This window comes from Mucilaginibacter dorajii, from assembly GCF_024808255.1.
Taxonomy (GTDB): Bacteria; Bacteroidota; Bacteroidia; order Sphingobacteriales; family Sphingobacteriaceae; genus Mucilaginibacter; species Mucilaginibacter dorajii.
Genome location: NZ_JANTYS010000002.1, coordinates 297,642 through 318,690, shown reverse-complemented (window position 1 = coordinate 318,690; position 21,049 = coordinate 297,642). Strand labels below are relative to the sequence as shown.

The 21,049-nt window shown below is 40.2% G+C and carries 21 protein-coding genes; all 21 read right to left on the bottom strand.

The genetic code is table 11. The features are described 5' to 3' along the window. Positions 1 to 4: 4 nt before the first annotated feature. Genes FHS10_RS03375 through FHS10_RS03275 form a run of 21 tightly spaced genes read right to left on the bottom strand, consistent with a single transcriptional unit; the run spans position 5 to position 21,002 of the window. Positions 5 to 1,138: an XrtY-associated glycosyltransferase XYAG1 gene (locus FHS10_RS03375; protein WP_259087637.1), complete on the bottom strand. Its 1,134-nt coding sequence runs from the start codon at positions 1,136 to 1,138 to the stop codon at positions 5 to 7. Continuing rightward, positions 1,135 to 2,541 carry an exosortase Y-associated Wzy-like protein gene (locus tag FHS10_RS03370; RefSeq protein ID WP_259087636.1) on the bottom strand — a complete coding sequence of 469 codons (1,407 nt, stop codon included), beginning with the start codon at positions 2,539 to 2,541 and terminating at the stop codon, positions 1,135 to 1,137. Before FHS10_RS03370 ends, FHS10_RS03375 begins: the two co-directional genes overlap by 4 nt. Continuing rightward, positions 2,534 to 3,388: an FkbM family methyltransferase gene (locus FHS10_RS03365; RefSeq protein ID WP_259087635.1), complete on the bottom strand. Its 855-nt coding sequence runs from the start codon at positions 3,386 to 3,388 to the stop codon at positions 2,534 to 2,536. The genes FHS10_RS03370 and FHS10_RS03365 overlap by 8 nt, the downstream gene beginning before the upstream one ends. Further along, complete coding sequence (locus FHS10_RS03360) at positions 3,375 to 4,529, bottom strand: glycosyltransferase family 4 protein (RefSeq protein WP_259087634.1); 1,155 nt, start codon at positions 4,527 to 4,529, stop codon at positions 3,375 to 3,377. Before FHS10_RS03360 ends, FHS10_RS03365 begins: the two co-directional genes overlap by 14 nt. A 1-nt stretch (position 4,530) precedes the next feature. Then, complete coding sequence (locus FHS10_RS03355) at positions 4,531 to 5,424, bottom strand: FkbM family methyltransferase (protein ID WP_259087633.1); 894 nt, start codon at positions 5,422 to 5,424, stop codon at positions 4,531 to 4,533. Further along, positions 5,411 to 6,691, bottom strand: a complete 1,281-nt coding sequence (locus FHS10_RS03350) for a glycosyltransferase family protein (protein ID WP_259087632.1) — start codon at positions 6,689 to 6,691, stop codon at positions 5,411 to 5,413. Before FHS10_RS03350 ends, FHS10_RS03355 begins: the two co-directional genes overlap by 14 nt. 40 nt (positions 6,692 to 6,731) lie before the next feature. Further along, on the bottom strand, positions 6,732 to 7,946 hold the full coding sequence (locus FHS10_RS03345; RefSeq protein ID WP_259087631.1) for a glycosyltransferase family protein: 1,215 nt from the start codon (positions 7,944 to 7,946) through the stop codon (positions 6,732 to 6,734). Positions 7,947 to 7,950: 4 nt separating this feature from the next. Further along, positions 7,951 to 8,928 (bottom strand): glycosyltransferase family 2 protein, encoded by a 978-nt coding sequence (locus tag FHS10_RS03340; RefSeq protein ID WP_259087630.1) that lies wholly within the window; start codon positions 8,926 to 8,928, stop codon positions 7,951 to 7,953. Then, entirely contained in the window at positions 8,925 to 9,881 is a 957-nt protein-coding gene (locus tag FHS10_RS03335) for a glycosyltransferase family 2 protein (RefSeq protein WP_259087629.1), read from the bottom strand. The genes FHS10_RS03340 and FHS10_RS03335 overlap by 4 nt, the downstream gene beginning before the upstream one ends. Then, positions 9,860 to 10,795, bottom strand: coding sequence for a hypothetical protein (locus tag FHS10_RS03330; protein ID WP_259087628.1), 936 nt, complete (start codon positions 10,793 to 10,795; stop codon positions 9,860 to 9,862). The genes FHS10_RS03335 and FHS10_RS03330 overlap by 22 nt, the downstream gene beginning before the upstream one ends. Positions 10,796 to 10,826: 31 nt before the next feature. After that, positions 10,827 to 11,735 (bottom strand): hypothetical protein, encoded by a 909-nt coding sequence (locus FHS10_RS03325; RefSeq protein WP_259087627.1) that lies wholly within the window; start codon positions 11,733 to 11,735, stop codon positions 10,827 to 10,829. Position 11,736: 1 nt separating this feature from the next. Beyond that, positions 11,737 to 12,762, bottom strand: a complete 1,026-nt coding sequence (locus tag FHS10_RS03320) for an acyltransferase family protein (RefSeq protein ID WP_259087626.1) — start codon at positions 12,760 to 12,762, stop codon at positions 11,737 to 11,739. Further along, positions 12,749 to 13,681 (bottom strand): glycosyltransferase, encoded by a 933-nt coding sequence (locus FHS10_RS03315; protein WP_259087625.1) that lies wholly within the window; start codon positions 13,679 to 13,681, stop codon positions 12,749 to 12,751. The genes FHS10_RS03320 and FHS10_RS03315 overlap by 14 nt, the downstream gene beginning before the upstream one ends. Continuing rightward, positions 13,674 to 14,210 (bottom strand): acyltransferase, encoded by a 537-nt coding sequence (locus FHS10_RS03310; protein WP_259087624.1) that lies wholly within the window; start codon positions 14,208 to 14,210, stop codon positions 13,674 to 13,676. The genes FHS10_RS03315 and FHS10_RS03310 overlap by 8 nt, the downstream gene beginning before the upstream one ends. Before the next feature lie 4 nt (positions 14,211 to 14,214). Then, complete coding sequence (locus FHS10_RS03305; RefSeq protein ID WP_259087623.1) at positions 14,215 to 15,381, bottom strand: glycosyltransferase family 61 protein; 1,167 nt, start codon at positions 15,379 to 15,381, stop codon at positions 14,215 to 14,217. A 12-nt stretch (positions 15,382 to 15,393) separates the two neighbouring features. Then, positions 15,394 to 16,287, bottom strand: a complete 894-nt coding sequence (locus tag FHS10_RS03300; protein WP_259087622.1) for a glycosyltransferase family 2 protein — start codon at positions 16,285 to 16,287, stop codon at positions 15,394 to 15,396. Beyond that, positions 16,284 to 17,402, bottom strand: a complete 1,119-nt coding sequence (locus tag FHS10_RS03295; RefSeq protein ID WP_259087621.1) for an acyltransferase family protein — start codon at positions 17,400 to 17,402, stop codon at positions 16,284 to 16,286. Before FHS10_RS03295 ends, FHS10_RS03300 begins: the two co-directional genes overlap by 4 nt. A 41-nt stretch (positions 17,403 to 17,443) precedes the next feature. Beyond that, the gene (locus FHS10_RS03290; RefSeq protein WP_259087620.1) at positions 17,444 to 18,286 is read right to left on the bottom strand and encodes an alpha-1,2-fucosyltransferase; all 843 of its coding nucleotides are present in this window, start codon (positions 18,284 to 18,286) and stop codon (positions 17,444 to 17,446) included. Positions 18,287 to 18,335: 49 nt separating this feature from the next. After that, a complete protein-coding gene (locus tag FHS10_RS03285; protein WP_259087619.1) occupies positions 18,336 to 19,271 on the bottom strand; it encodes a glycosyltransferase family 2 protein in 936 nt (311 codons plus the stop codon). Continuing rightward, entirely contained in the window at positions 19,271 to 20,080 is an 810-nt protein-coding gene (locus FHS10_RS03280) for a DUF5672 family protein (protein WP_259087618.1), read from the bottom strand. The genes FHS10_RS03285 and FHS10_RS03280 overlap by 1 nt, the downstream gene beginning before the upstream one ends. Next, complete coding sequence (locus FHS10_RS03275) at positions 20,070 to 21,002, bottom strand: nucleotide-diphospho-sugar transferase (RefSeq protein ID WP_259087617.1); 933 nt, start codon at positions 21,000 to 21,002, stop codon at positions 20,070 to 20,072. Before FHS10_RS03275 ends, FHS10_RS03280 begins: the two co-directional genes overlap by 11 nt. Between the last annotated feature and the right edge of the window lie 47 nt (positions 21,003 to 21,049).

Sequence of the window (21,049 nt, the reverse complement as noted above, 5' to 3'; positions counted from 1 at the left end):
TGAATTACGCTATGTTATGGTACAAACTTATATATTTTTCAACCAGGCTGACATCACTAAAGTCATGGTAAATAATACCCGGGGCCTGTTGGTTGATGCGTTGCAGCTCATGGGTTTGTGTGACTATCTGTACAATTGCTTTGGCCACCGATGCCGCATTGGTCTCGCAAAGCCAGCCCAGTTTGTTTTGCTTTACGTAATCGGCCAGGCCAACCTCTTCACTGATCAGCACCGGTGTGCCAACAGCAAGGCTTTCAATGACGGCATTGCCAAAATTTTCATCGTATGAGGGCAATATAAACAGGTGATGCTGTTGTAAAACAGCAAATTTATCTTGGCCGATGAAACCGGCCCAGGTTATCTGTTCGGCGATGCCGTTACCGGCAGCTAATGATTTCAGGCTTGTAACATAATCCCCGTTTCCGTTGCCTGCTATGGTGAGGTGAAAAGGAATGCTGACCAGGGCGAGCGCGTTCAACAGGATATCGAGGCCTTTTTTTTCTTCAATCCTGGAAAAGAAGATGAGTTTTATGGGCGATACCGGGGATCTTTGTTTGTAGGGAGGAATATCACCTGGTAACGTCACAAAGTTGGATATGGTAGTGGTGCTTTTAGGGTTAATGATACGGTTAATGGCTTTGTTTTCTCTTAAAGAGGTAGCGTGAACGTGGCTCCTTTTAAGTAAGGGTTTGGTGAGCAGGTGGTGGATAATCGATTTAATGATCGTGTTTTTATTTTGGAAAGAATAGGGGCTTAATGTACCCCTTGGCGAAACCACAACCCGGGCACCGCGTGCAACCGCAAAGAGGCAGGAGAGTACGGAAACGAGGTTCCACCAGGCATGGATGTGGACGGCATCATAGGTTTTGGCGTTTCTCCATACGGCGCTTAATAACGCAGGTGAAAAATGGCTGTGATCTTTGGTGATGCGTTTAAAGTAGGTTACGGTTACACCATCAACTTGTTGTGGTTCATTGGGTGTTACCTTGAGTTCGTTGGCCCCATTTGCCGTGGTGGCATACACATCAACATGGCAGCCGGCTTTAGCCAATTGTTCGCAAAGCGCGGCTACAGACATCGTTGGGCCACCATAAACGTAGGCAGGTTTGTAAGCAGCCGAAACCTGTAATATTTTCAAACCTTTTTTAAAATATTGCGAGACAGAAGCACTTTATGTATCACTATCATAGTAACATAACTCCAAAATACGGTATTGATAATAAATTCAAAACTTAAGCCCCGCCACATGATTTGAAATAAGCCGCTAAAAACAAGCGCTGTTCCTAAAATATATCCCCCAAAAAGTCTTTCGGCCTTCATTGAAATAAATTGTGCAACTGCGCCGTAAATGAATAACAAGATAAAAATGGCTAAAGAACCGCCGGATAGGTAGGCGTCAACAACAAAAGCCGGTTTTGCCGATACAACAGAATTTCTGTTTATTACGCCAGCGTCGTATACACGTTCCATAATCATGTCTTCGGTGCTTGGTTTTGTTGGCCAAAAGATGCGTGGAATAATAGCCATGGCCGATTGCTTAATTAGTTTAAAGTTATAATAATCAATGTTCTTGGGGGTTGACTGTGTAAACTTAATAAACATGTCAATTTCACTTAGCCGGTAAACCAAAAAGCCCCAATTAGAATCATCAATATCATCCGAATCGCCGTTTAAAGCCGCACTTAAAGCTAATTGACTGGCATCTTCGGCATTGGTGTCGCCCTTCCACGCGTTTTCCCGAAAAATATGGTTATACGTGGGTAAAAACATAAACAACAACAGCATTAGCGGAATAAAAATGGCCGCTACTAATTTTTTATAATTGGGATAAAGAAAAATGCCCAAAACTAAAACACTGATGATAATAGGTTCTTTAAAACCCGAAATAAGCGCCTGGTAAAAATTGAAAAAGTAAAAACAAAGACAAAGGATGGTATTAGCTACTTTTTTAAGTGGTATAGCAAAAGCCAATGCTAAAGTGCCGGCAATAAAACTAAGTGAGTTTAGCTGGTAATAAAATTGCGATAAGCCTGGAAGCCGTAAAAATATAATAGAAACCGGAAAACTTACTACCGAAAACATCATGAGTAAGTTGGCAAGTTTTTGTTTTTCTATGTAATATTTTGATTTAACAGAGTAATCCATAAAAACTAACATACCCGTGGCAACTGAGGCATGTGCCAAACAATAATATTGCTGGCATTGTACAATAAGTTGGAGTTTGTTTTCATCAACAAGAATAGTACTGCTTTTTACAAAATTTTCATACCCCAATGCATCCATATAATAAAATATAGATGTGCAAGCCATATAACCGGCAAAAATTATCTGGACTAAAAATATCGGCCGCATCAGTTGTTCGGCTATGCTCCTGTCATTGGGTATTGGTTTTACCCACCCGGTTAATGTAAGAAAGAAAATCATAAATGAACCGAGCCAGGCTATCATATAGGATAACTCGCCATCCTTTTTGATTAACAATGAAAGTGCCCAGGGTAAGTAGAGCACTATTAGCCGTTCATATGAAATGTTTTTATCCATTATTTATTGGTACACAGAACAGGTTACCTTGTGTTACATCCGTTGTGGTTAAAATCTGTGCGCAGCCAATATCTGTGATTTGAAAAAGAGTATAATTTAAATCGCTGAAAAAGGCGCAACATTCTTTGATTGATTGGCTGGTTTTAATCCAATAGTTGCTATCGTATTCAAAAATAATTCGAGGTCTGTGTTTTTCGATGGCATTTTTTAATCCCCGCAAAACATGGTATTCAAACCCTTCTACATCTATTTTAATCAGATCAAGTCTGTCAACGTTTTTGATCTCTTCAATGGTATCGCCTGTTTTTACTATCAGCTCCTGTATCGTGCTACCCGAATTGCTGTTTTTTAAGCTAAATGCTCCCTGGTTCCAGGTGTGCTCATCAATAGATACAGTTATGGTGTCTTCCTGGTCTGAAAGAGCCCACGGAAAAAGGGTAACATTATTGCAATGATTGAGCCCTATATTTTTTTTGAACTTTTTTTGAAGGTAATTCAGCGGTTCAAAGGCGTAAACCTTGCCATTAGGCCCAACGCTTTGTGACATTCGTATGCTTTGAAGTCCGATGTTTCCCCCGATGTCTAAAGCAACAAATCCCGGCTTTAAAGAAATATTAATCAGTTTTCCTATTTCATCTTCATAGGTACCTGTGCTTAATATGGCGTATTCAATGTAGTTATCTGCTGTAGTGTAAATGGCAATATTTTCATTGCTTAACCAAATGATACCATTATTGAGTGTGGTTTTTAGCTGTGGCGATGCTTTTAGCCAGGCAGCCAATCTTTCTTTACCGGGTAGGTTCCAATTTCTTGAAAAGTTTATTTTAATACGGTCAGATCTTTTCATTTGTTAATTTATTTTCAATTACCACAGCAATATTGGCAAAGCTCCATTCCTTTATTAACGCTTTTGATTCCATTCCATATTTATTTAACAGGCTATGATCACCTAAAAGCTTTTGCAGATTTAAGGTTAAATCCTCCACATTTTCGCTATTAAAAATTATACCGTTATTATTGGTAACTAAATCAATAGCGCAACCGCATTTGTCAGATACCAGTACGGGCTTACCAGCCGCCATGGCCTCATTTACCGCAAGTCCCCAGGTTTCACCTGGACCTTTTGAAGGTAGGCAAAACAAATCACAAGCCAGGTATATGACCGGCATTACAGACTGGTTTTGAAACTCCATGAAATGAACGTTATGATTTTTACTTGCGTTTGTTTTTAATTCAATTTCCAAAATACCATTCCCAACAAACAGCAGGTGTGTTTTTGGGGCTTTCAAAGTTATAAAAGCATCTAACAATAATCCCGGCGATTTCTTATCCTCCAGTTTGCCTGCAAATAGCACCAACGTATCGCCCGGATCAATGCCCAGGTTTTTTCTGAGTTGTACAGCTTCCGTTGTTCTGTCGGCAGCGAATCTTTCATTGTCAATTGCGTGCGGGGCGAAACTGAGCTGCCACTCCTTTAAGCCATGTTTTTTAAAATAAGCTTTATTATTAGCTCCAACATAAAAAGCATGGTCTACATGCCGATAAACCCATTTTAAAAATAGCGATCTCAATACAGATTTGATCCCCTTTTTTGTATCTAACAAAGTTGAATCGCCACGGAAATAAACCGGTATTTTATTTTTGAAATAGCGTAAAGCCTTTAAATGGCTATGATAAGCCCAGCCAAAAACAAGGATGGCATCAGCTTGCCATACTTCAATTTGGGTTATCAGGTGGGGATTAATAATTCCTTTAAAATGATGCGAGCCGGGCTTTGTGGATGTGTTTTTAACCCATTCATAAGGATAGCCTTCTAATACCGGGATGTCCCAGGCTATTGTTTTACCAAAGCCGGGATCAAATTTTTCCAGTGCTTTTTCGCCCCAGGTATAAAATACTTTAATGCTGATCTCTTGTTTTTCATGCAGCAGTTTAAACACCGGCGCGTAATATTGAATAGGATGTGTGGTAATAATAGCCAGCCGCATATTATATGGTTTCGCTCAATACGTCAAAGGTCTTAGCAGCATTAATACGCTGATTAATAAATTCAGTATCACGGCAATAAATGGTGTTATAGTTTCCGAATGAATCCAATATAGTTAGCGCTCTTGCAAAGGGATCATATTGATAAGGCTCAAAACCGTTTAATAACAGGTTTTGATGTATCTTCTCCTCATTAAAACCATAGCGTGCTCCGCTGCCGTTAAGCTCAATAATAATTGCCTTAAGTGATGGCTGTTTTAATGTATTAACCATACCGTTGAGCACTTCGGTCTCAAAGCCTTCTACATCAATTTTTATTAATGCCGGTTTTTCAATTATGGTAAGCGAATCTACACTGATCACATTAACAGTTTCCACATCAGTATTTGCCAATTCATTATTGCTGATGATATGGTTGGTAGTGTCCTGGTTTTTTGAAAAATTAAGCGTACCGTTTGTTGCACCTGCTGCAGCATTAATTAAAGTAACCTTATCCTGGAGTTTATTTAGATTGATGTTTTTTTGGGTGATCTCCGCTGTGTTTTTAGACGCCTCAATGGTAATTGATTTTGCCTGGCATATGCCAGATGCCAGTAAGGTGTATGAGCCAACGTTGGCACCCACATCTAAAAAAATATCTTCGGGCCTTAAAAAATGAAGTAAAAAGCCCATATCATTAAACTCGTGAAGGCCTGTATAAATATTGCCGGTAATACCTGTTAAACCTTTACGGGCAAAAAAACGCAGGCCGGACAGGTATTGTTTTACAAATAACTTTGACGGATTGCCGCCTGTTTGCAATTGCCATATCAACAGCCGGATGATAGCCTTAATTGGATGCCTTTTTGCTAAAGGGTGATTGAGGATGAACCCGAATGTCCTTTTAATTTTTTCCATTAAGTACCTGATTAAAGAGTGCGCATTGTGTTAAAGTCATTTGTTTGGCCGAATATTGAACCTCCATTTCGGCATTATAGGCAACCTTTGGTGTATTGCTGTTGATAATATCCAGCAGGAATTTACTAATGTCTTCGCTGGCAACGCTATCGTAGTCATACACTGCTTTAACACCATAAGCCTTCATGATCGGGATCACTGAACTTGCTTTGTTGAATATAGCCAACAGCGGTTTTCGGGTAAGCAGGTACGGGTATATTTTGGATGCAGTATATTGGGGATCATCAGAACCGGGAATAAAAAAGGCATCGGCCTGTTGTAGGGTAACCAGGGTGTGGTAGTAGCTGATCCTATCTGTCATTTCAATTACCAGGTTGTGTATATCAAATTGTTTGGCAAGCGGTATTACAGTTGGCGTGCCCTGCCCGCTGGCAGCATAACTGGTACCGATAAAATAAAATCGTAATGTTTTTAACGCATCGTTACCTTTAGCCAGTTCCTCTTTAAGTGATTGGAAAAGCGGGGTTATAGCCTTGTACATATCGTGGCCTCCCCGGCCAATGTAAACTACATTTTTAAAATCGGGCTTGAGCAGTTTTGTAAACGTATCCTCGTTCTTTTCGGCAATAGCCATATCCGGTTCAAACGCACCGAATGTAATTGTTGTGGAAGGAATATTTTTTATAGATGGATAACTGTTTTTTAACTTGGTAATATACGCTTCAGAGACACTAATCAGCCCATCAACAGTTTTCATGGCAATTGGTTCCATGTATTTATTTAAGCGATAAGAAAACCAATATTTAGGCGGCCTTTGGGATTTTGGCTTATCCCGGTAGTAATCAGAAAACCAGGGGTCCTGCATATCTATCACATAAGGGATATTGAATTTCTTTTTCCAGTGCGCACCCAAAATGCAAACAGGGAATTGGGTAGTCGAAAAATAAATAAGGTCGAATTTTTGAGCAGATAAAAGCTTATCGACCTCACGTTTATAAAACCATAATGAACGAAGGGCAATACTGCCCAGCCCTAGTTTTGATGTGAGCGTTTTTTTTAGGGCTTTAACTTTATGGATTTTTATTTGGGCAGGGATGCTTTGCAGTAATAAAGTGTCGATACCCAGATCTGAAAAGTTTTCATCTACGGTAACCACTTCGGCGTCCCAGCCGTTTTCTGCAAAATAGGGGAGGCTCATCCGCACCCGCTGCATATCTGCCGCGTTTACCGGCGGGAAGTAAGGTGAAATGATAAGGAGTTTTTTCAATAGGTTAATTTAAAGGCCTTTCATTGAAACACATGATACTTTATTTTTCAAGTGCTTCATTTATGGAGTTTAACAGCTTTTTCGATTCGTTCTCCCAATTGAAAATGCCTGCCATCTCAATTGCTTTTCCTCTTGCGGTTTGCAGGGCGGTGGCATTATTTAGCCATTGTTCTAATTTGCTTATATCCATTGCCAAAGGCTGTTGCGGCAACAGATACCCTGGCTTAAACTGTTCAAATCCCTCAATCTGGCCCGCTGTTTCGCTGGCGATAACCGGTAACCCTGATTGAATATATTGGAAAAATTTATTGGTGATGGTGTAATTACGACTCATCGGGCTATCAAGCTCAAGTGCCAGGCCGATATCAAAGCTAGCTATTTTTGCGGCGAGTTTACTTTCCTCCACAAGTTCATGAAAATACAGTTTATGCTGCGCGGGAAGTATCGAGTTTAATAACTCCTTATATTGAGGTGTAATATTTCCCAGCAAATGTATTTCTACGCTGTTTTTGAACCCCTTTGATATATTGATAAATTGCTCAAGCCCGCGGCCTGTACCAATAGTTTGCGAAAACCAAAACAACTTCAAAGGGTTTGAAAAGCCTTTTGGCTTATTCAAATCAACATCGGGCGACGGAAATACATTGTAAACGGCAGTTGGTATAGGGCATTTATAAGTTTGTGAAAGCTTTTTTGCAAGTGCCTTAGATGTTGTAATGCAAAATACCCCTTTATTTAATGCTACTGATTCGGTTGTTTGAAGTAAATTAATAGGGCGCTCGGCGCGGGCGGCAGGCAACAGATCTTCAGAATACCAGTCTTCCAGATCAAAAGCGACTTTAAAGCCGGCTTTGATAAGTTTGGTACCAATATAGGTTGCCAATTCCTGGTGACAGATAAAAAGATCGGCTTTGATGTTTTTCGCTTTTTTATAGTAATGACTTGTGCCATAACCAAGAGACATGCTGTTTTCTATCTTGAATTTAGAGACCAGGAGTCGGCCCAACTTGTTTAACAGCCTATCGATAAATGACAGGAGCGATGGCAGGGAAAGATCAAATACTTTAGTTAAGCGAATATTCGGACAGTTTTTTATTAAGCTCAAATCTTGCCGATATAATTCACAGGAAATGATACCTGTTATAATATTAACCTGGTAGCCGGCATTTGCCAAAGCGATTGCCTCCTTTAATACTCTTGGATTGCGGCAAAGGTGTGATTGGGTTATAATACAGATAACTTGATTGGAGTTCATATCCTTAAGGAGACTTTACCGTATTTTCTTTCAAAAAGGTATATACGTTTTGCTGTTGTGTTAAATATGCCTTAATTTTTAAGATGTTGAAAATGTTTTTTATCAGCCACTTATTTATGATCAGCCAATCATTTAGTGTTAAAAATTTACATAATGACGGCTTCTTTAAAATAAAAAAGATAGCTACAAAAAAATTCGAGAGCGGGGATGGTTCTTGTTGTCTGTATATGGCCAAGGTTTCTTTAAACTTTTGCTGCGAGGCATTTGCGGCTTCAATAAAGCTGCTAAGCAGCATGGCCTGGCATGCTGTCCAAACCCATTTTTGATTTGAACGGCTGGTGCTAATTGTATGCGAAAAGTTAGCCATGGGTTTACTAACCAGGTAAATAGGAAATTTAAAGAGTCGCTCTCTTACGGGTTCAATGATGCTAAACTCACAATTATCAGGGATACTGTAATTTGCAGCCTCGGCTCCTTTGTATATCATTGCCCCGTTTGAATGTAGCGCAGCCATTGCAGGCCTGTTAGCCGGCCAATTGAATGTTTTATCGGTTTCAGTTTCATTCCATATGGTTTTGCCTGTATTAACCCAATTGCTATCTGCAACTTCCCGCCAGATAAACATGTTACTCCATGCAATATTAATTGTCGGGTTGCTGTCCATTATATTGATCATTTGCTCCAAAAAGTCAGGTTCCCACCAATTATCGTCCTCTAAAATAGAAGCATATTTTTCCGGGCACCCTGTGAAGGCCAGGTTAAAACTTTTAGTGCCTCCTAAATTGCTTTCGTGATTTTTAATAATAAAGCGGTTATCGTGGAGTTGTTTTATATATTGTTCAGGGAACGAATCTTCTACACTGTCGTTATGTAACTCGCATACCCAGTTCTGAAAAGTTTGCTTCAACAGGCTGTTTATCGCCCTTATTAATAAGTGGTTTCTTTTATAGGTAAATAAGTAAACCCTACAGGTTGCTTTCATTTTCTTTTAAGCAGCTTTTTTATTTTTTTTGTGACTTGCCAGCCCAGTAAATTGGCCAGTACCCGTGTATAGCCCCCGGCCGGAAAAGGTATTGTCGATCCGCCAAGTTCGGCAACCTTATGTTCTGCTTTTTTTACAAGTTCGGGATAGTCGGGGTAAAAAGTGTATACAAATCGTTGAAAACAATTTGCCGATAACTGCCTCACCTCCTGCCGGTCACTAAAATTCAGCAGATGCCCGGTTCCGAGTTCTGTGGAGAGGTAGGCGGATTTTGCACCTTTTAAGGTAGTAGTTGAAGAAAGTGAGTTTTGTAACCCGCTCCGGTAATATAAAATCGCTTTATCGGCATATCTGAGTTCTTTAGCTTGCAGTAGTACGCGTATAAAAAATTCAAAATCGTTAATCAATGAAAGCTCCTCGTTCCATAATCCGGCTTTGTTAATAATTGTACGTGGTATTAGCCATAAGGCACATTGCAGCATTACCTCGGCCGATTGCATGGAAGAGATCAACCAATCGGAGGGGCGCATATTTCCGGTGACTGGTCCGGTAGATAATTTAAAAGTATTCAAGTCATTTTTATAAAACCGCCCCCACTGCGCGTACCCAATAGTGTCGGTAAAATTATCCATCACTTCTACCTGCGATTTTAAAAAATCATCAGACAAAAGATCATCGGCATCCATAAACTTAATCAACGTCCCTTTCGACATCGAAAAGGCTTTATTTGCTGCAGCGCATTGTCCCTGGTTTTGCTGATGAAAAACTTGTACCCGTGGGTCCGAAATGGTTTGTAGTTCCTGCGCTGTATAGTCCCTTGATCCGTCGTTAACAACAATGAGTTCCCAGTTTTGATAGGATTGTTGCTGTATGGATCTTATCGATTGTAGAATATACGCTCCGGCGTTATAGGCCGGCATACAAATTGAGATCAATGGCTGATCGTTTTCCATTCGGCCGAAAAGTAAGGGAGTTTTGCTTTAAAAATATAATGCCTTAGTGTAGCGTTATCATTGTCATCAACAGCACTATCGTAATATATCTTGTAGTCGGTTTTATTTAGTGGAGTGCCATTTTGCATGGCAAGGATGTAACTCATCAGGGTTTGTTCTATACGTGCCGGCCCCTGGTGAAAATAGTTTTCGAGCAATAGTTTTGCTATATGTTCAAGGCGAGGGTAATCTACCACGCTGCCATCGTAAGCAATAATTCCACCGTTTACATTTTGCAACGTTGGGATATCATATTTTTTTAAAAGCACGTCTGAGTCGTCAACAAAATAAGATGCGCTCATTTGCTCCTGCATAAAAAAAGCCTTTTTTTGTTTTGAAAAATCAGTCAGGTCATCGGGGCATTTAAAAAAAAGCATATCGCTATCTAAATGAATTGCCCATTGCATTTTACAATGAATATCAATCATCCTTTTAAAAAACGGGCTCCAATCTCTTAAAAAATTTAGCGAGGGATACTTATCAGCAGGTATAATGGCATTCAGGTTCTCCATGATCTGCGCCTCGGTAGTGATGGTAATTTGAGGGCAGTAGTTTTTTAAAGTTTCAATAATTGGCGGGGCAAGTGATCCGTCGGAATAAATATCAATTCCTATATTGTTACCATAATGATTTACCAATGATTGAATGCCAAAAATGGTTTGGTGCCAATATTTTTCGCCGGTTAAATAGCTTATTACAGGTACGTCGCCTGAATTTTGCAAGCTGATAGCCGGAAGGTTAATAGCCGCTGTTTTCATTTGTTTTTCACCGTTTTTGTAAGCGTACCAGCCTTTTATACCAAAATGATGCAAATTATACCTGATACTGGCTGTTGGCGCGTATAGGTATTTGTATACCAGTTTTCCTAAGGACATATAACTAAGCCAAGCCTTTTAAAGCCACGTTTTAAATAAATTTTTTCCATGCCGATTTAAAGTAATATTCTTTGGATAGATCAACATAATGATGCAACACACCCGTTGATGTATGAAGCGGGTTAACTATATAATTTGTAGTATCTAAAGCTACAGATGCACTGTTACCGATAATCATAGCGGTTAGGGCTTGCTCAAGATAGTAGGTTGTCCCTTCTTTAGCTTCCAGTTCTTTTGTCCATAATTCCAACTTTTCCCAATCTATCGCTTCGCTATTCAGACCGATGGTGCCTACATTCACCAGTGGTTTCATGATGGTACCTGTGAGGCTTTCCATTAATCGGGCCGAATAACCGTAGCTTTCCACACAATCTATCATATGTAATGGCTCTTGGGGATTTTTTAACCAGGATACTATTTCTGTTGGATTGTCCCAGAAAAACATATCAGAATCTAAAACCAGTTTCCATCCTTTAGCCGGTAGGGTATGAATATCCGTCAACTTTTTAAGATGTGGATAAACATTCCGTTTGTTTCTGAGTACCGGGTATTTATCCCAAGGGAGATTTTTTTCGAGGTTTTGGTTTATGCTTTTCTGTGTAATTATCTCAGCACCTGGTAGCAACCTGTTTATTTGCCCAATCATGTGAGCGTCAAAGCTTCCGTCGTCAACAATAGCAAACTGAAACTGCTCATTACTGGCTTTAGTTAGTGAACGGATACAAAATAAAGTTTGGTAAAGGTATTTTTTGCCTGTAAGAAAATAGATTGATAAAGCGTTTGCATGTGAATTGACCGGAGGAAGCTGAAACGCGGCCTTTTCCATCAGTTTACGACTGGCAATCATTTTTCTGTAGTTCAGATACCCGCCAAAATGTTTAAATCTCTTGAGATTTGATTTTGGATAACGGTAAAGAATATCTACAAGGCGTTGGAACATGTTAACCAGAATGTTTTTTTGCGTTGGCATTAAAATACTTTTGGGCGAATTTTCTTCCATAGGCAATGGCAGGCACTTCAATATGATTGTATATTAGCCATGCCAGTCCTGTAACTACAAGGTATACTGTTAAATCATAAGCAAAATTCAATGCCGGGTTTTTCTGGATGATCTTGTTTTCGAAAAGAGCCAGTATATATACGCCTACCGGTATGTGAATCAGGTATACCGAATAGGAATATCGCCCCAACAAGGTAACAAAGTTAGGTACCATGCGGTAGTAATTGCCCATGATTATGATAGCAAAAGTAATAATGCCGGCAACTTTGTATTCGGTATTGTTTACGGAGCTATTGAACAACCCAAACAGGTTTATGGCCAACAGGCAAATAAAACACAAGCCCGAAAGCTTGTCCTTTATATTGAATAAATAAAAAATGCTGATACCCAATCCAAAAGCAGGCCATTGATCCAAAAAAAATAAAACGCCGGTATGTTGTGCCGGAACAAGGGCCGCCAGTAAGGAAAAGCCTATAAGTAAATAGATTAATTTTGCCTTGTTAAATAGCAGCATAAGGGTAACGGAACAATAGAAAAGTAGCTCGCAGGTTAATGACCAGTATACCCAGTTTATGGTTGTGATTTTGCTAAATGGTTTGGTGGCGAGTGTGATGATAGCTAAAACAGATCCAACATCCCTGGGCAGTACCGCAACGGAATTGAAACCGATATATAGTTTTTGAAAGCAAACGGCGCAGAGTACTACTCCAAGGCTTACCCAATAGGCCGGAAAGATGCGAAAGAGCCTCCTGCTTAAAAAATCTTTAAAATTTGCAGAGTTATACGCAGATAAAGCTATGCAATAGCCGCTAACTACGAAAAATATAGCTACCCCAAGTGAACCATGCACCACCAGGTGCCTGTACCAGTTTTCCTGTACTGGAATAGCCTGACTTAAATGAAAAAGTACAACCATCAATGCAGCAATAAAACGAAGGGCATCTACGGTATAGTTATGTTTTTGCATGTTTTTTTTCAATTGCAGAAAGGCCATCAAATAATCCGCAGGATGCTTTCCATTTCAAATAATGTATGGAGTTTTTCCAGGCCTGGTGTGCTAACCACGCCTTCAGCTTTCTTAAGGGAACAGACCATTTGGGAATAGGTTGCCATGGGTTTATGCTGTGTTTTTCTAAAACTGCAACCCATGATTCATTTGTGTTTTGAACCAAGCGCGCGAGGTAACCAATTTCGATGCGCTGTTTAGGAATAATATGCTGCAAAGTAAGATCAGGAAAATAGCCAACCCGCCAACCTGCCGCCAAAATTTCAAGCACGATATCGTTATCCCCCCCGGAAGCCAATGATTTGCCCGTGCGATCACCTATAAGGCCGGTGCCAAAGTTGTATTTTTTTATGTAGTTAGCCAGTGCCAATTTTCGGATTCCCATACCTGCACCAATAGGCGCGCAGGTTGGATATGCGTTAGTTTTGCTCGCTGTAAGTATGCTTTCTCCGAGATCGCGAAGGGCCAGGTTTCCGTAAAACTCAGGCAGCCAGGTGGGCGGTGTAGCTTCAAATAAGGGAAGCGATTTGCCGCCAATGGCTCCCAGTTTTTGATCGCTTTCAAAAATGGAAACGATGTGTTTAAGATAATTGGGCTCCAAAATGTTGTCATCATCAACCAATAACAACAGTTCGCCTTTGGCTTCACTAAACCCTTTAAGCCTGGCATGCGTAAGACCCTGTTTATTTTCAATAAGTATTCGGTGGTGTGGATGCCAACTAAGATCAATTTGTATGGGAGCAGGTGAGTTATTATCAATAATCAATAACTCCCATTGGTTGGTTGGTAAGGTTTGGATCTGTAATGCCTCAATCACCTGCGCCAAACGGCCTTGATGCGGATTATAAGCCGGCATTATAACAGATAGGAAATTATTCATGGCGGTGTCCGGTTATCCGTGCAGGCGCCCCAACAGCAATAGAATACGGGGGCAAGCTTTTGGTAACAACTGATCCTGCACCTATAACACAACCATTGCCAATGGTTACATCGCCTAATATTTTTGCGCCGGCACCTATCCATACGTCGCTTCCAATTTTTACGGGCAGTAAGATATCTGGCTGCGACCGAATCAAGGTTCCTTGCGAAGGGATAGTGTGATTTGAACTTACAATACAGGTATGCATGGCTATTAAAGTATTTTCACCTATTTCGACACCGCCATGGCCATATATGGTTACGTATTCGCCCAGGAATACATTTTTACCAATATTGATGTTCCCTCCATATGCTTTTAATATAACACCACGCGATAACTCAGCACCAGCGCCGATTTGGATATTGCCCGGCTTGCTGTTCATGATCCCCCGGGAAATTGAGGGCGATGGTTTTATGTTAACATTATAATCAATATCGATACCCCGAAATTTGAAAAACCACCTTAAAAGCGCCGAAACTATTTTTGACATGGGTTTAGTTTAAAAAAGCCGATAACGTTTCTTCAAGTGCATTGATACCAGCATGGGTATTTTCCCTGTTTTCAAAATCAAGATAGATTACCGAGTAATCGAGCTTACAAACCGAACAAATACGTAAATAGCAAGGTTGATAGGTTTGCCCATCGGGATAGATTTCTAAAATACGGGTAGCCGGCCGGCATAAATAAATGTTGCTTAACCCGGCACCATGCGGACTAATCACGTGGGTGGCCTGCTGCATTTTATCAATGGTTTCCGCGGTACTTAACTGGGCAAGGTCAATTTTTTCAATAAAAGGGTACTGTGTTAATAATTCATCCTCCCATTTAATATCCCGGGCCAGGCCTTTCCTGCTGATGAGCAATACCTTTTTCGCATCAGGGGAGTTGATTTCATCAGCAATAACCACAGGTACGTTAAATAATGACTTTAACGAATTGAGGCACCATGAACTAATTTGCTGATCGGCAATGAGACGGTTGGTAAAAAGTAGTTGGTCGCACTGGAAATGATCGGTATCATTAACCCATGTTATCTTTTGAGGATCTATGCCGGCCCTGTTTGTCCATTTTAATTTCCAATCGGTGCAGGGGCCATTAAATAGTATGTGGTCGATATTGTTCATCAGCGATTTACAAAATTGAATTTTTGTAAGCGATTCAAAAAGGAAATGGTAAAAACCGCCATCTGCACCGTTAGTTAAACATGAAAGGGTTATGCCTTTAAGATTAGTTTTAGACCTGAAATTAATAACATTAGTATACCGTGAGTCTTTGATATTAATAAACCACTCTTTAGCCGATTCATATACGTAAGCTCTTTTTTCAGGCGAATAAACAACCCCCAGATTACCGGTAATACAGCCATCGGCTAAACTATAAAGTATACGATCCTGTTCCTTAAAGATACCAGAAATTTGATATCTTTTATTTTTACCAATGTACCGTTCTACAATTTTGTTTTCAATTTCAGGTGCCGGTGGATAGATGATTAGTTTACCCGGTTCATTGATCAGGATGGCAGAAAAACTTTCTGGCAGATCAATAGGCGTGCCCTCAATAGCCGAAAACAATTGATTGTATGTACGGATTTTATAAGGGTGCTTTGTGAAAAGCCGTACCCAGGTTTTTTTTAATTTTTGTATTATGCTGCTGTTGTACAAGATGCTAACGGGTTATCTGATTAATTTTAACATCAAGCTAATGAAATTTGAAGGAAGAAATTTACTTGCTTTATAAATTAACACTATCTTCCAATTATCCATGAGCAGGTTATGTTGTTTGTTTAGCAAGATGACGTTGCCCAACTGCTTATATTTGCCCAATCGTACAAATTCATTTTGCACTTTTTTTAGTTCATTTTTAAGAGATGCTGTGGCACTTTGAAAATTGCTTAAATAGCTTTCAATAAATTTAAGCCTGCAGCCCCAGCACCTGGCTTCGTTTTTACTAATACCATTATAATGCCTTAGTGAGTAAGCCAAAACATGGTTGATAACTCCAAAAGTGGCTCCTGCCGCCGCCAATTGAACGTGTAAATCAGCATCTTCCCAGCAGGTATAATGCTCATTGAACCCTTTAACCTTTAAAAAAATATCCCTGGAATAAACTGTATTAATAATACCCAGCGGGTTGCTTATAAAATACGATAGCGGATCTTTTAAAAGTTCGCCCTCATCGTATCGCCATTGAATCACGGTATCGCGACTATCAAAGTCAATCCAGTCTGCATAGCCCAAAATCACGTCAGTTTGGTTTTGGCTTAGCTTATCGTCAATCAGCTGTAAAAAAAGCGGATTAAATTCATCATCAATGTCGTGAAAATGAATGTATTTACTGGTAGCCGCCCCGGCCAACCTGTTGCGGGCAAAACCAGGCCCTTTATTTGTTTCGCCTTTTATTACCCTGATACCTTTTGATTCAAGTGCTTGTAAGGTGTTATCTGTACTGGCATCATCGTAAAAAATAACCTCGTCAAACGGAACAGTTAACTTCGATAGATTTTCTAGGAAACCGTCGATGTAGTTTTGAGCGTTATAACAAGGAACCAATAACGCGTGCCGTTTCATGAAAGCGGTAGGTTGGGTATCACCGGTGTATTTTCGCCTGTTTTGGCGTTGAAATTTTTGATCCTTTTAGCCCTGTATTTTTCAATAGGGGAATTTAATAACCATTGCACTATCAGGGCATATACGATCACTATTATTACCGCTGTAAAACCAACGTCAATGAGTTTTGGAAATCTTTTAGCCGAAACTATCTTGATAATTAAACTTTGACCAATATAAATGGGATATGATAAGTTGCCTAAAAATCTATCAATCCTGCTTTTTTTGGTGAGCTCAAATGCAAACGGAATACATAAGGCAATGCACAAAAATAGTACGATTTGCTTGGCGTAGTTTTCTTCAAAAAATTGGTAGTAAAGCAGCACCACACAAAGAAGAATTCCATAAAAAAGATATAGTAACGCCTTGCTTGCTTTGTTTTTGATGTATTTGGCGTACATACGGTAGGAAAACATTCCACCTATAAAATATATCAGCTGCGTAGGGAAAAACATATAATCCCAGGGCGGGCCGTCTTGTAGATGATAGCACCAGAGCCGCAAACCCAGGCTTAAAAGAAAAATAGTAAGGAGTATGTAGTTTTTACGTTTATTTAGCCAGGGGGCTATTAAATAAAAGGCAAGTTCAACGCCAATTGTCCATGCAGCACCATTAAAAGCAAAATTGTAAACCGATGGCTTACTGCTGTTAAAATAGCCGGTAAAATATAATTGCCCACTTTTGTTAATACCCAATAAAAATACCCAGTCTAAACCAATAAGCAGCAAATTAGCCAATATTAGGTAAATATAAGTTGATAGGGATGGATGCGCATATTTGGTGTAAAAGTCTAACGTGCCCGGGTAATGCTGATGGTAAACAAATACGGCCCAAAAAATAAGTAATATAAGATTTAGCCAATAGGCCGGGTATATTTTTAAAGCCCTATTGGTATAAAACTGATAACTGGCACCTGGCTTGTTATATTTTTCTGTTAAAACCATTGCCATGTAAAATCCCGAAATAATGTAGAAACATTGAACCGCAAGGTTCCCTGCTACCGGCGAGTAGCCCATTATAGTGCTCGTGTGTGCAAGCACTACAGCGCAGGCCAGTAGAAATCTGATAAATCCCATTAAAAATTAAGCTGATATAAAAGGTTAAATAACATTGATGATTATATACTAAATTCTACCTGGATCCATTCGGGCGGAATGATGGCAACGGGGTATTCTTTTTTTATTTTAAAGCCAAGCCAGTACCGCGGGCAAAATATCTTTTTATCACTTTTAGGATTCAGATAGGCCGCCCACCATGAAAATGTGCTTTGCGATAATATGCATATATCGGCGTTCAACAACAACTGAAAATCTGTGATCAGATCATCGCCGGCAAATAAGGCGCCGGGTATATGCGCAAAAGCCGACTTGACAAACGCGATATCATCGCTTACAAAAATTACCTGGCAGGCAGCTATATCGGGTATTTGCGCCAGGCAATGTTGATAATAGCTGATTGGCAGCGTTAAGTCGCTGCTGCCCAGGTTTTCGGCCCACCAGTTATTTAAATCAAGATAATCTCCGCGACGAATATGTACAGCCACTACACGACGATTGCTAAATACCTGGCTGTACTTTTCATTGAAGATTTTAATATGTCGCTTTTTTACTTTGATATATCGGGAAATATCGACGATGATGTCATTAAAGAAGGCTTCTGACTGAAAATATCCCTGGTATATTTGATCGTTTGTTAATGTAAGGTACTCCTCTTTATTATACTGGCCAATAGCAACGCTTTGAAGGCTTTTTAACAAGCTGTGTCTTATTTTAAAATAGATCCTGAAATACTTATTTAACCATGGGCGATAGCCGCTGAGTTCAAAATAGTCTTCTACTATAAATTTCTCTACGCTTTCGTTCAGAAAAAAAGGTGTATCCAATTTCAGCGACAAGGCCTTTATAAAAGCATATTGGAATAACTGGTTTCCCAGCCGGCAGTCAATCGTTACGGCTACCATTGTATTGTGTTAAAACTTTTAAACGGATTTATCCCGTAACTGGTTGGGGTTAAATTAATTTTAGCCATTGATATAGTTTTATTCTAACGCGGTTTAAAAAAAACCTTTGATTCCAATCCATTACCGCGCCGTGCGCGCCGGTGTCACAGATAAGTTCATGGTCACGCTGCCATCTTATCTTCATCGCAGGATCGGATGTTTTCGCATCGGGGTGTACCGTAGCCACTGACAAGGGGTCTTTGATCAGACTTCGCCTGTTTCCTTTAACCATTCTTAGCCAAAGTTCGTAGTCAAGCGAGCAATGAAGTTCTTCCCATATAGGTTGATGAATATCGGCACTCCAAAAACAGGAGGGCTGCGCAAGCGAGGGAATCCTGATGAAGTAATCCAAAAATGGCAATACAGGGTTCAGTTTTCTGAATAGCTGCGTCGAATGGTCAAAATCGAGTGCGTAGCCATATATAAAGCCACTTTTAATATGCCTGAATCTGTCAATCACCTTTAAAAAAGTATTTTTAAGATAATAGTCGTCACTGTTTATCCAGGCATAATATACTCCCGATGCCAGGCTGAAGCCCTGGTTAATGGCATTACCTTGTCCTTTATCTTTTTTGCTTTGCTGGTAGCTAAGCCAGGGTTTATATTTTTCAATGATAGCCACCGTTTCATCGGTACTGCTACCATCCATAATAATATATTCCAGGTTAGGATAGTTTTGTAACAACACTGCCCTGATTGTTTGCTCGATAAAAATTCCCTGATTGTATGATGGCGTTACAATAGTGATTTTGGGCCATTGCAGGTTTTTATCATATAGCGCCGTATCAACCTGATCTGTCCACGGCCAGCCATGTTTGTCCGCTGGCGGGGCTGGTAATTGGTGCAGCAGCCCTGGTTTATTAAAAGGAACAATGGGAAGAGGATAAGTTATACCCTGGTTAAGGAAAGTTGTTTTATATGCTTTTAAGTTGGGCAGGTTTATCATTAATTTTTGTACGGTGATTGCTCCATGCTATCATGAAGCCCTTTTATATAATGTTGCCATATTTCAGGTTCGTTCTTTTCAAAGGCGTGGCATCCGAATGGTAAAACGCCCTGAAGCTTCCTTAACGATTCGGCAGGCGATTGCTCTACCGAAAAATGGAGTGCGACCTCATCTGAGGGTAACCTGAAAACCGGGTGAAGGATATTGCCCCAGTATTTAAAAAAACCATCTTCATTATTGGTTCCCCAAACTTTAATCTTCGATTGTAATAATTTAAGTAAACGATAACAGCTTTTGGTGTTTCTTAATGAAAAGCCGCCATTACCTACATTGCTGATCTGATGGTTTGTTCCGAGAATTTTGTTAACCCGCTTAACCCACCGGGAATATCTCTTCAAAAATTGTATTTCGTTAGGTTTGTTTTCATGCGGAATAGCCGGCGCGCCAATAAAATCGTAGCCCTGCCTGCACCAATGCAAAAGATCATCTTTAAAAACGTAGGCATCAAGCTGATAGATGAGCAGGTATTTATATTGTATAAAACTTTTATACAATGCAGGCGAAAGCATCAATTGGTTGTATCCGGCTATGCCGCTAAAATAGCGGTCGGCAAATCGCACCTCGCGAAAATTTATGCCATGTTGATTACATTCATTACTATAAAACGCAATATCGAGAGTTTCAGGGGCGATAAATATAATATCATAGCGGCTTAAAACCCGGAAACACTGGTTCATAGAAAGCACTTCGTTTTTATCCGGCAGGAGTTTATAGATAGGGATTATTACTGCGGCTGGGTTACTGATCATTGTTGCCAAAAAGTATTCTGCGTACCCGGTTGGCTGCGGCTTTTATCTTTTTTAAGTAAAAAGCCGAACTGGGTTCAATGAGTATATTAAACCGTTCGTACCGATCGGCTTGTTTGTTAATCGCAATATTTATGGGGTGTATTATTCGTGCTATGGTATGCTGCTTCATAGCTGCCTGGCTTGAAGCATCGTCAAAAGTGTGAGTGGCATGTGACCCAAACCCGATATTGGATATCATATTTTGCCAGGGTACCACGCATACACCTTTATTCTTCCATATCCAGTACATCCACTGATAATCCCAGGCATCAAGACCGTTGATGATGAGCCTGAAGTTACGCACCCAAAGCTGGCGTTCGCGTTGTAGCGCAAATGATTGTGTTACTACAGTGGCTCTTGTTTCTTCAGTTTCACCGCTTAGGCTAAAGTTATAATTTGCCCATGCCCGTTTCCAGGTGGCCCAGCCCCAGGCATGCGGGTAGCTGGAAAAATAATAGCTGGCTGTATCCAGTTTTTGAGGTTGGTAGCTTGTGCCGCAAATCATCATTACGCTTGGGGTGTTCCTATACTTTTCAAGCAATGTTTCGCAAAAAGTAAAGAAACTGGTATTGGGGATACAGTCATCTTCTAATATGATACCCTCATCTACATTGTCAAAAAACCAGGTGATGGCGCTTGCAGGTGCCGCCCCGCAGCCCAGGTTTTGATCCCTGAACAAGGTTTTAACCTCACAATCCCAATCAACATTCGTGGCTATGGCCCGGGTTAGTTCGCATAGGCCAGCATCAGCCGGTTTGTTTGCCCGTGGCCCATCCGCGGCAATAAAAAGATATTTGGGTTGTTGCCTGCGAATCTCGTCGAAAACTTTTCGCGTGGTTTCAGGCCTGTTAAAAATAAGAAAGAGAACCGGGGTATTTACCATAATAGTATCCTATCGATATTTTGGCTGGCCTCTATTGCAAAAATGGA